Genomic DNA, 11,489 nt, shown 5'->3' on the forward strand with positions numbered 1-11,489 from the left:
TACACATAAAAACTGATAATGCTGATGGAACGATTGGAAGATCAGAGAGCAATGTTCAGTAGATTCAAAGAAGGCAAGACCGTCCGATAACAACATATTCGAGCAGTTATCTCCTGTCGGAATCTTGGTCTGCGGGATGGATGTCAGGGAGGCAGTTCAGCAGACAACCCCATTGGGATTCGTGAATACAGTTAACGTTATGAGAATTGCTACAAATACTATGAGCTTCTTTAGGGGATAAATTCATGAGAGATATTGAAGTGTGGGCAGACCAAATAAACTGGGATAAAAGAATAAAGGCTGTATGTAAGCCATGTTGGGAGCTAAAGTATTGTCCTTATGGGCCGATTGTTGAAGATTTCCCATTGAAAAAAGACCGAGATGATCATAGCTGTAGAATCTTTGGTCATGATTGCCCGGTTTTTTATGTATCTGAACCATTAACTGAAACAAAAGAATTAAGAAATGTTAGTCGAAACATCCAGAGACCAGTGCAATTTCGAGTCATGAAACGTGACAATCAGATATGCAGAGTATGTGGCCAAGCAGTCAAAGATGAAGATATTGAGTTTGATCATATAATCCCTTTTTCTAAAGGAGGAAGTTCGGACGAACATAATATTAGGTTGCTTTGTTCAACTTGTAATAAGAAAAAGAGCAATAATTTTGAAGATGAATATTTGGTGAGAAACTCCTCTGAACATACAATGAAACCCACTACTCTTTCAATACTTGAAGTATTGCTTAATTCAATTGACTTTTATCATGATTTTGTCAATGATCATAACAAAGAACCTGAAATAGAAGATTTCCAAAAAATCTTCTATAAAAGTGATAGAAAATTTGCTGAAATAATGACCAGTGTTACAAAAGACATCGTTAGATTTTTTAAGTCGGATATACCAACTGAAATGAATAAAAAGTTGTTCAATGCATTAAAAATGCGATGGGGATTTAAAGACGGATCTTTGTATTACATCGAAGGAGTTGCTGAAAAGACCAAGATTGAAATAGAAAAAATCATAGTTGAAGAGAAGTATTTCATTCAACTGCTTGGTTGGAATATCCCTCTTAATCAAAACAATAGGACAAAATGGAAGGCCATGTAGTAATAATCGAATAGTAGCATCTCATAACATTATATTCATGTATATCCCACTTCGTCAGACGTTGTGAATATGGGAACGTTATCAGAAATTCATGAAATCAATATCACAAAAAGGCATATTTTCATAGTCAAGAGATGAAAGGGGAAGTACTGTGAAGCTCAAACAAGAATCCATAAAATGGGCTATTGATCATCTGCAATTAGAAAAAGATACAGATCTATTTCCAAGCCCTAAAGAAATAAATGTCTTTTATGATCTTAAAGAGAAGGTGATAACAAGGTTAAAAGATTACGAAATAACAAAACATCAATTTAGTCCCGCGCGAAGATTCGTTATACCCAAAACAGAACTGTCATATAGAATTGCAACTCAGCTAGATCCAATTGATAGTCTTTTAATAGCAGCGGTTATCTTTGAATACGGTCGTTTGATCGAGAATCGTAGGAGACCCAAGGAAGAAAATACAGTATTTAGTTATAGATTCGCTCCAAAGGAAGATGGAACCTTTTATAGTAATGAAAATTCATGGAAAGAATTTTGGACATCCTGCTTACAAAAAAGTAAGAGAAAAAGATACGTAGTTCAAATGGATATATCAGATTTCTATAATCAGATTTACCATCATACTGTAGAAAATCAATTGGGTGAGTCAGGATTACCAAATTCAATAATTAAATTTATCATGCGTTTGCTGGAGGACGTCACAAAAACAGTATCTAGAGGTATACCTATTGGACCGCATTCTTCACATTTGCTTGCTGAAATGACCTTAATCCCAATAGATGATAGTTTATCTATAAAAGGAATCGACTTTTGTCGCTATGCAGATGATATATATGTATTTTGCGACAATGAAAAAGAAGCTCAAATTACTGTTTATCAGATGGCTGAAATATTGGATAAGCAACAAAAGCTAGTATTACAAAACCAAAAAACTGATATCATTAAATCAGAAGCATTCGCTCAAATTTGCGAAAATATGCTAAATGATAATCCATTAAATGAAAATGAGAATCAAATGATTAAGGTCTTAAAAAAGTACACCATTGGTTCCTATAAAGGAATAGATTTTAGACAACTAGACCCAGAGGATCAGGAATTATTTGCAGATTATAACATCAATGAAATTTTAGAAAAATATCTAAATGTAATTGAACCAGATTATAAGAAAATTAGATGGTTATATAGAAGGCTGGGTCAATTAGGAGCACCAGGTGGTATTGAATATACAATAGACAATATTAATAAATTAATTCCAGCCATTAGTGATGTTTGCCATTACTTGATTTCAGCAAGTAGAAACTTTGAAGATGATTTTCTAACATTGGGTGATCAGGTAGTAACAATACTTGAGGATGAGCTTATTCAGGCCAACGAGTATTTCTATATAGCGCTTTTGAACTTATTTGCGTGCAATTCTGATCTAAATCATTTAAAAAAATTGCTTTCATTATATAAATCTTCTTCACCAGAAGCTAAAAGAAAGATTATCTTTGCCGCTCATGAGGCTGGGGCTTCTACATGGATACGGGAACTTAAAGAACTATACTCGGCTTTAGATCCTTGGAGTCGTAGAGCTATGTTAATTGCATGTCAAATTCTACCCGAAGATGAAAGAACTCACTATCTAAAGCACATTAAGAAAACACATCCTTTAAGTTTGTCAGAGGAGTTAGTCATTGAGTGGTCCATTAATAATAAAAAGTACAATATAGTTACAATTGATGAAATGGATATATGAAGTGATTTTGGGAGAAAGTAAAAAAAACTCATTCCTACATATGTCAATTAACTTGAAACATAATTCAATAAAGGAACATACGACTCATATCTTGTGATGAGTTTCAGATCTCACCTGATTTTATAAAGGAATATTAATGGAGGGTTTTAAATTGCACATATCAAAATTGACCATATCAGGGTATAAGAATTCTAAAGAGAAATCAGAAATTAAGCTTAATAACGGGCTTAATGTATTAGTAGGAGAGAATGGTTCAGGAAAAACTACAATCATTAATGCATTAAGGCTTATCCTTCGAGAAAATGAGTTCTCATACATGAATATCAATGAGGATGATTTTTTCAGGTCTTTGGATAAAGAATATTCAGCTCCCAAAATTAGAATTGATCTTTCTTTTGATTCTCTTGACTCTGATGAACAAGTAACGTTTCTAACTTGGTGTGATGCTGAATTCAGAGCACAACTGCATTTGGAGGTTAACTCAAATCCTAATAGAAAAGGTTATTATAAAAAAGAGATTTGGGGGGGAGCTTCAAAATCAAGTATTTTTGAAGAAGAAACTTTTGAATGCATCGATTGTATTTATTTACCCCCTCTACGAGATGCAGAAGAAAAGTTAGTTAACGGTAAGAGATCAAGATTGGCTCAACTATTAAAAAAGCAGTATGGCGATAATAAGGAGACGCTAGTACAAAACGTAAGTAGGTTCAATGAACAAATTACTAGCAACACTGATAATAATTACAATGAAATTGAAACAGCAAAGAATAATATAAATAAAAAGCTTACTGAGACTTTGGGAGAACGACTTGGACAAAGTATAAACCTACAATTCGCGGAGACAACCTTCAATAAAATTGTAGAGAGCATTAAAATGGTTTTTTTTCCAGGTATCCAGCAGAGTGATCCAGATAAGTTCAGGGATATTGCTACAAATAGTTTAGGTTACAACAATTTGTTATACATAGCTACCGTTTTTGCGGAACTTGAATTGTTAAAAGATAATAACACGATAACTGTTTTACTAATTGAAGAGCCCGAAGCTCACCTTCATCCTCAACTTCAAGTCAAATTCATAAAGTATCTGGAAGAAGTAACCCAGAAACTTGGAAATACACAGGTTATTATTACTACTCATTCGCCAGTACTAGCCTCTTCAATGGATGTAGATAACTTAATTCATGTTGCTCAAAGGGAAGAGAAAATTGTTGCGACACCATTAAGAAATGTTGCATTGGGTGAAAGTAAAAACTATATTAATCGATGGTTAGATGTTACAAAATCGACTTTGCTTTTCTCAAAAGGAATTATACTAGTAGAGGGTATAAGTGAGGCAATGCTTATTCCTACGTTTGCAAAGATAGTTTTAGCTAGACATAATAAGATTGCTTTGCTTAATTCAGGAAAATTTTTACCAAATTCCTTGGAAGAGGCAGGTGTATCCGTAGTCAATATAAACGGAATTAATTTTAAACATTTTATGAAGATGTTTTCAAATTGTGATGGGTCCTCAAGTGAAGTGAAGTTACCTATTTATTGTTCTGGAATTACAGACAATGATCCACCAAGGATCAAGGAATTTGTTTATGACAAAGATGGCGAACTAAAAAAAAATAAAGAAGGTGAGCCTCTAACTGTGCTAAAAGATATATTTCCTCTTCCAAGTGAAACACCAACTGGAGCCAATAGTGCGTTGCAGTTAAAAAATGATATTAATAAAAGCAAATGGGGGCGTTTATACGCTTCTCCTTTGAAAACTTTTGAATACGATTTAGCAATCGAAGAAAACACATGTCAAATGGCTAAAGTGCTTCATGATCTATGGCCTAATGTAGGAACAATAAAAAAACATTGTGTTAAAATTATTGAAACGAATAATCAATACGAGCAAGACGAGCACTGTTTGAAAGATGATGCAGAATTCATTTTAAAACATATCGATTGTGACGAGGTAGGAAAAGGTATATATTCACAAGGATTAACAGATTTTTTAGAATTACAAATAAAAGAGAAAATGGATAGCGTGAATGAAAAAAAATCTAATATAGTTGATGTGTTAACTGAAGTAAGTGAGATAATAAATGTTCCTGCATACATCGAAAAAGCAATTTTATGGGCATGTAAAGGAGATGAATAGATGGACAAGAAAGAAATGGAACAAGAAATAATAAGTGCTTTGTGTAGAAAGAATCAGTTAATTGAATCATATGTATCTATGATACAAACTAAAGTGAAGGAGAAAACTAAACAGCAATTAGAATATGTGCTATCGCCTAGAACGGAAAATATATTTTTGGAGGCTTGTGCCGGTAGCGGGAAAACCGAAGTTGTTGGAATGAAGACTGCATATGAGATAAGTAAGTGGAATTACAAAAATAAGGGAATAGCTGTATTAACTTTCACTAACGAAGCTGCGGATACTATTAGACAAAGGGTTGAAAGTTTTTTAGGAACAACGTCTGTGTATCCTCACCACATTGGAACTTTATCAGGATTTATACATGGTTTTATTGCACAAAGTTTTGGCTATAAACATTTTAGACACAAAGATAGAGGAGGTGATACTTCCTATAGATTAATTGATAAAAATTTGGATGTTTTTGATAATCATTGGTTGAAAAAGTACAAGCTTCCCTATACTAACTTTAGTTCCACTAGACAGGATTTTTACGCAAATCAAGTTTACTATGATCATGAAATTAATGATTTAGTTATTTATAAATCAGAAAGTCATAAATTTACATTAAAGGAATACTATGAATCTGTTGAAGTTCAAGACTTCATTCAAAAATATAGAAAAAAGATGGGCAAAAATCATTTACTAGGGTTTGGCTATATAAAAGAAGAAATTAAAAAAACAAAAAAACTTTTTTTAGAAGATGGCTTTGCTAATTTTGAAGATATGAATAATATAGCATACGGGGTATTAAAACATAATTCTCAAGCAACTGCTTTATTGGCTTCACGATTTCCCGTTATTCTCATAGACGAATGTCAAGATCTATCGTGGATTGAGATTAAGATTCTTGATCTGCTTAAAGCGAAGGGCTCCAGTCTTCACTTTATAGGTGACCTTAATCAATCCATCTATCAGTTTAAAAATGCTAATCCCGTAACAACCAAAAACTATTTGTCTGATTTTGTGAAATACTACTTAACAGATAATTTTAGAAGTTGTAATTCGATAGTACATACATCAAATAAATTATTAGGGATTAAATTACCTATTCGTGGTTTAGAGGTCGAAAAAATTGGGGAAAGAAGCGTTTGCTACATAGAATATAATGATCTTTCCTCAGTAATTCAACTATATATTAATTTCCTACATGAGGTGAAAATTACTTGCGATAGGTCTGCGATATTGGTAAGACAGCAATCACTGAAACGAGATTTAGAAATGGATGCTAAAGAAAGTAAACATCTAATTCTAGATGCTATACAACTTTGGGTAGAAAATACACCTAAGTCACGTTTGTTGGCATTAGAACTTGCGGGTAAGCACATTCAGAAGTGGTTTGAGGGAGCCAAAACTAAAAGTAATTATTATTGTCCAACTGCGATTGAATCTGCTTATAATTGGAGAGTTTTTATTAAAGACTTTTTGGAAAGTTGCTCCTCGCATCATGAATTAGTTGAAATTGAAAATACAGACTACACCACATGGTACAGGAACTTTAATAGATACTTTTTAAGTATAATTCAGGATACTTATGAATCATTAAAGAATTTCGATAAAACTCAAAGAGATTTTATCAATTTGCCAAATCTAATTTCCCCCCGCGGTACAGCAAAAAAAATAATTACTCCATATAATACAGTAGATAATTTAAACTTGTTATCAATAAATACTATTCACTCGGTTAAGGGTAAGGATTTTGATAGTGTAATGGTGGTCTCGAGTCGCCGAAATACAGGGAGCGGGCATTGGAAGCAGTGGATCGAAAAGGAATTAGAATCTAGTAGGATAGCCTACGTTGCAAATACTAGGGCAAAATATTCACTAGTATGGGCGGTTCCTGTATTAAAGAAAGAAGAAAGAGAAAAGCTTGAGGCTTATGGTTTCAGAAGTGCAAATTTAAGCAATGTTTTGCCATAAATTAATAGCTAAAAAATTAAAATATATCAAGAGGAGTATTAAATTTTCTTCGGAGGTGCATGGGCTTGTTTTTCTTCTTTTTTTCCAATCCATACGAAAATCGCTATATTAAGAAAGCTTGTCAGATTATTTTCGCTGACAAGCTTTTAAAGGATGGTTATTGTGACATCGGGCAGTTTCTTAAGTTGCAGTTCAAGAAAGATGATATCCAATTAAAGCTTAAAGAAGCAAATTCTCCATTCGTTAAGCTATATATTAAGCCTTTCCCGAAGAAAGATACATTCGATATTGAAATATCAGAATTCACCAATAATCATCTGAAAAACAACTCCCCGGATTCAATGAGTTATTTAGAGGCACAAGCACTGATAAATTGGATTTTTAGATCTGCAGGTAACTCAGCAGACAGAGAGGGGATGGTAAAAGATTTGATTGAAGGACTGGGGACAGAATTTGGGTCGAATGAAGATTATAGCGTTGCAGAAGGGCGAGTAATTTTTAATAAATCTCGAGTAGAGATAAATTTTATTGATTCAATTGAGGAATTTAACAAGTCTATTAAGAATAACGGAATACTTAACGGAGATTTTTACTATCGCGGACATTCACAAGTAAATTATTCACTCACCCCTTCTGTAATGAGGAGGAAAAGTTGGAAAGAGCATGAGTGTGATATGTACAATGAATTAATGATTCAGTGTCCTCAAGATTTTGAAAGAATTAAAACTCATTTAGATGTTCTGGTACACATGCAACATTACGGTTTGCCAACAAGGTTATTAGACATAACTCGTAATCCCTTGGTTGCAATGTATTTTGCATGTGAGCAGGACAACGGGTCATTGGGGGAAATTATTACTTTCCAGGTTGATCGAAAAAATATTAAGTATCCAAATAGTGATACCATTTCATTACTTGCAAGTTTACCGCTTTTTAGCAATGAAGATCAGAAAAAATTTTACAACTATGCTTCCGATTCAAAAATTGATAAAAAGGAATTCAATAAAAAAATAGATCGTTTGCTCCATGAAGTTAAGAGTGAAAAACCTGCCTTCAGAGATGAGGTTGACAAAGAAGATTTGTTAAACTGTTTTGTAGTTCTGCCTCCGAAATCGAATAATCGAATAATTAAGCAAGACGGAGCATTTATTCTCTGTGGCTTGGCAGAAGATAACTCTGTGGCTCTGAATACTTTAAGATATAATGATAGTTCAAACAAAACAGTTGTTTATATTGTGAGTAATAAAACGGACATTTTGGAGCAACTTGAGAGATTTTCAATTAACAAAGCCAGCCTTTTCCCTGAAATTGATGATGTAGCGGATTTTATTAAGTGCAAATATTAGACTGAGCAGCACTTGGAGCAGAAGAACAAGATTCTCGAAGAGTTTTGTTCCTCTGCTGTTTTATTCCTTCAATCCCTAACTTCCCCAAGCAAATACCCCACAGATATCTCCAAAGCTTTGGCAATGATAACAACTTCATAGTCCTGAACTAGACGATATTGACCTTCCAATCGTGAGAGACTGGTCTGACTGATATCCAAACCCAATGTTTGCAATCTTGCAAGGAACTCACGTTGTTTTATTCCTTTGCTTTTACGGATGGCTACGACTTTGGAGCCGATAATATTTTTATCGCCAGGCGGTTCTTGTCTATGCTTCATTATGTACACCTCTCATTTCAACCAAATTGTATGAGAAATAATGGTTGTTTTAATGTGGATATCGAATTAAAATAAAATAAACCGATAATCGCATTAAAACGATTGCCCATGTCTAGTCTTAACAAGACATGATGCAATTTAGACCCATCAGAGAGGTGCATGTATGAGCCGGTTGCTTGACTTATTGGAAGAGGAACGGCGCAAGCTTAATCAGCTTGGTGAGGCATCCTTGAAGCAAGCGATTCCGTTGTGGGACAATCCTGCGGTTCAGGAGCAGAGCCGGAGGGTGGATGAACTGGTGGCACGAGTTAGTGAAACGAAGGCGAAACATAGTCGAGTGGTACGGCAATGAGCGAAGTACATAATGCGTAGGGAGGAGAAGCTATGGATTTTCCGCCGTGGATGCAGCGAGCGGTTCAGGCAAGGCTGGATGAGGTGACTGCCCGGATCGAGCATGATCCTGAACTGAGTCGTGTATGTGGGGAAACCGATGAAGCATTTGAAGCTTTGTTTGCTGGCAAGGATGTCGAGCAGACAACTGAATATGCTGAATGGGAGAATCGTTACATTGTTAGCAGAGGCATAGAGAATGAACGGTTGTATATGCAGGGGCTGCGAGATGGTATTCAGTTAACGGTATCCTTGCTAGGCCAGTCGATGTTGGTGGAGAGAGGGCATGAATCTGACTAACGCTAGTTGATTTACGAACTTAGCAGTGTGAAAAGCCCGTGCATGCTTACATAGTTAGCTTGGTAAGGATACACGGGCTTGATCCACTAATGCGAACCCATAAACCATGGGGGGAGCGACCCCGCTCTACACTTAAAAACCCGAGCCGAAGCGTGAATAAACGCTTCGGCTCGGGTTTTAATGCTTTACTTTTCCCAACAACAAATCCTTACTTCCCACTCACCGACTTGAACCATTCATTCACCTCTTGGGTGATCTGGTCGCCGCCGTTGGATTTCCAGTTCGTGACGAATTGATCGAATGCATCGATTGGCAGTTTGCCGTAGATGATTTTGTTGAAGGTTTCGAGCTCGGACTGACGGAGCAGGTTCCACTTGGATACCATGGTTGGTGTGGCTGCGCCAGTGAAATAGTTTTGTTTGCGGATGTCGATCTGGGACATCACGACTTTACCTGCGTACCAGTTTTCCGGTTTACGGAATTCAGCCATTTGTTTCTCGTAAGGTGTCTCAGCTTTCTCGCCGTTCGCGAGTTTCACGAGTGTTTTCATGTACAGGTCCGGAATACGCGCCGGGCCGGTCAGGAACGGGAATTCGTTGGAGAAGTCTTTGATCTTCTCTTTGTCACTGGTCGGTTTACCGTCTACGACATCCCAGTCATAACCTTTCGCAAAGCCGTACTCGTACGGGCTTCCCGCTTTCGGGTTCGCGAGGTTTTCCAGCAGATAGTTGTAATACAGGAAAATCGCTTCCGGGTGCTTCGCGTCTTTGTTGATCATGATACTTGCGTTGACGCCAGAGTTCTGCCATTTCGTACCGATCTTGCCGTCTGGACCAGCTGGAACAGGGTAGGCTTTGTATTTCGAGCCAGGTACGTTCTTCAGCAGGTCTGGAGCAGGCCAGTCCGGTACCCAGTTTGCGCCAGGCAGGATGCCGGCTTTGCCAGCTGTCCAGCTCTCAGCGGATTTACCTTCGTCCCATAGTGCGGAGTCAGCGTGGATATATCCTTTTTCCATCCATTCAGCCAGCTTGGCAAGGGCTTGTTTTGCACCCGGGTTCACGGAGCCGTACTCCAGATTGCCGTTTGCGTCTTTGTTCCATTGTTCTTCAATTGTGCCGTATGCACCGAACAACCAGTCGAGTCCACCCATCCAGGTGTTGGTGTTATTTTTCAGCGAGATGGCCAGCGGGAATACTTTGTCTGGAGACAGACCGTCCGGGTTCTCGTTTTTGAATTTGTCCATGATGTTCTCAAGGTCTGCGATGGTTTTTGGCGCTTGCAGGTTCAGCTTCTCCATCCAGTCCTCACGGAGCCAGAGCAGGGTATCGTCGTTATCCGTGTACTCCATGATTGGCATGTTGTATTTCTTACCGTCCTTCGTGAACGGGTACCACAGCTCAGGATGTGCTGCTGCGTGATCTTTCAACGTCTTGCTTGCGTACTTCTCGAACAGCTCATCAATGGCGATGAATTGACCGGAGTCGATCAGCTGATTCGTCAGTACCGCGTTCGTTGGCACGGTTACGAAATCAGGCAGCTTCTCGCCGGACGCAATCGCCAGCTGCAGCTTCTGTCTGTATTGATCGTCAGTGGCCGGATACCACGTATCTTTGTGCTTCATACCCAACGTTTCGAGCATCCAACGGTCATGTACGTTATTCTCTTTGGTATCGCCATGAGCGTATTTTTTCGGCATCAGCACGGAGCTGAATTCGATGGGCGGGTCGTATTTTCCTTTGGCAAACGCCGCTTCCGCTTCCGCAGAGCCGACAGCCTCTTGTGTATCATTCGTGCCTTTCTCACTGGCTGACCCGCCACTGCCGCATGCAGTGATGGTGATAAGCGCGATAACCGTGAGCAAGGACCACCATGTTTTGAATTTGATCATTGTTCAATCCCCCTACGATGTATGATCTTTATAAATGCGTGTTCAAAAAGGCCGGTTTTCAGTACCGAGAAGATGGGATGAAGCTAGAAATGGAGTAGCGGAGCGTAGATAAGAGCTACGTGAGCAACGGACATTTCGGCTGAATCCCATATTCGATGTTGATGATGCCGTGAGGCATTCTTCGTAATCAAAAGCGGACTTTTTGAACAACCTCTACAAGTGTAACTGTACCAAGTAGAGCGGGAGCGCATCTATATGAGTTTGTTAGTTTCGATAGGACTCTCTTAGTGAAAGTGTAA

Annotated in this window: 9 protein-coding genes; 7 read left to right on the forward strand and 2 right to left on the reverse strand. The window is 37.5% G+C overall.

The genetic code is table 11. The annotated features are described in order from the left end of the window. Positions 1 to 245 precede the first annotated feature (245 nt). The 5 genes from ACUTVW_RS02675 (at position 246) to ACUTVW_RS02695 (ending at position 8,292) form a co-directional block, all read left to right on the forward strand. The gene (locus tag ACUTVW_RS02675) at positions 246 to 1,109 is read left to right on the forward strand and encodes an HNH endonuclease (protein ID WP_445644351.1); all 864 of its coding nucleotides are present in this window, start codon (positions 246 to 248) and stop codon (positions 1,107 to 1,109) included. Between the two features lie 151 nt (positions 1,110 to 1,260). Further along, on the forward strand, positions 1,261 to 2,850 hold the full coding sequence (locus tag ACUTVW_RS02680; protein ID WP_445644352.1) for an RNA-directed DNA polymerase: 1,590 nt from the start codon (positions 1,261 to 1,263) through the stop codon (positions 2,848 to 2,850). A gap of 151 nt (positions 2,851 to 3,001) precedes the next feature. Further along, positions 3,002 to 4,987, forward strand: a complete 1,986-nt coding sequence (locus ACUTVW_RS02685; protein ID WP_445644353.1) for an ATP-dependent nuclease — start codon at positions 3,002 to 3,004, stop codon at positions 4,985 to 4,987. Continuing rightward, positions 4,988 to 6,946 carry a UvrD-helicase domain-containing protein gene (locus ACUTVW_RS02690; protein ID WP_445644354.1) on the forward strand — a complete coding sequence of 653 codons (1,959 nt, stop codon included), beginning with the start codon at positions 4,988 to 4,990 and terminating at the stop codon, positions 6,944 to 6,946. 59 nt (positions 6,947 to 7,005) lie between these two features. Then, the gene (locus ACUTVW_RS02695) at positions 7,006 to 8,292 is read left to right on the forward strand and encodes an FRG domain-containing protein (RefSeq protein ID WP_445644355.1); all 1,287 of its coding nucleotides are present in this window, start codon (positions 7,006 to 7,008) and stop codon (positions 8,290 to 8,292) included. 68 nt (positions 8,293 to 8,360) lie between these two features. Here ACUTVW_RS02695 and ACUTVW_RS02700 read toward each other — a convergent pair whose 3' ends face one another. Continuing rightward, positions 8,361 to 8,612 (reverse strand): helix-turn-helix domain-containing protein, encoded by a 252-nt coding sequence (locus ACUTVW_RS02700; RefSeq protein WP_445644356.1) that lies wholly within the window; start codon positions 8,610 to 8,612, stop codon positions 8,361 to 8,363. A gap of 163 nt (positions 8,613 to 8,775) precedes the next feature. Between ACUTVW_RS02700 and ACUTVW_RS02705 the strand changes: the two genes are divergently transcribed. Beyond that, complete coding sequence (locus ACUTVW_RS02705; protein ID WP_154887164.1) at positions 8,776 to 8,964, forward strand: aspartyl-phosphate phosphatase Spo0E family protein; 189 nt, start codon at positions 8,776 to 8,778, stop codon at positions 8,962 to 8,964. Positions 8,965 to 8,996: 32 nt separating this feature from the next. Then, the gene (locus tag ACUTVW_RS02710; protein ID WP_445644357.1) at positions 8,997 to 9,302 is read left to right on the forward strand and encodes a hypothetical protein; all 306 of its coding nucleotides are present in this window, start codon (positions 8,997 to 8,999) and stop codon (positions 9,300 to 9,302) included. A gap of 208 nt (positions 9,303 to 9,510) precedes the next feature. On the opposite strand, the gene ACUTVW_RS02715 is transcribed toward ACUTVW_RS02710, so the two are convergent. Further along, a complete protein-coding gene (locus tag ACUTVW_RS02715; RefSeq protein WP_445644358.1) occupies positions 9,511 to 11,190 on the reverse strand; it encodes an ABC transporter substrate-binding protein in 1,680 nt (559 codons plus the stop codon). Positions 11,191 to 11,489: the final 299 nt, after the last annotated feature.

The sequence above is a fragment of the Paenibacillus sp. TSA_86.1 genome (assembly GCF_052691815.1).

Bases quoted from the DNA above. Each gene is read 5' to 3' on its own strand.
- ACUTVW_RS02675 (WP_445644351.1), top strand. From the start codon at position 246: ATGAGAGATATTGAAGTGTGGGCAGACCAAATAAACTGGGATAAAAGA.
- ACUTVW_RS02690 (WP_445644354.1), top strand. From the start codon at position 4,988: ATGGACAAGAAAGAAATGGAACAAGAAATAATAAGTGCTTTGTGTAGA.
- ACUTVW_RS02695 (WP_445644355.1), top strand. From the start codon at position 7,006: ATGGGCTTGTTTTTCTTCTTTTTTTCCAATCCATACGAAAATCGCTAT.
- ACUTVW_RS02700 (WP_445644356.1), bottom strand. From the start codon at position 8,612: ATGAAGCATAGACAAGAACCGCCTGGCGATAAAAATATTATCGGCTCC.
- ACUTVW_RS02705 (WP_154887164.1), top strand. From the start codon at position 8,776: ATGAGCCGGTTGCTTGACTTATTGGAAGAGGAACGGCGCAAGCTTAAT.
- ACUTVW_RS02710 (WP_445644357.1), top strand. From the start codon at position 8,997: ATGGATTTTCCGCCGTGGATGCAGCGAGCGGTTCAGGCAAGGCTGGAT.
- ACUTVW_RS02715 (WP_445644358.1), bottom strand. From the start codon at position 11,190: ATGATCAAATTCAAAACATGGTGGTCCTTGCTCACGGTTATCGCGCTT.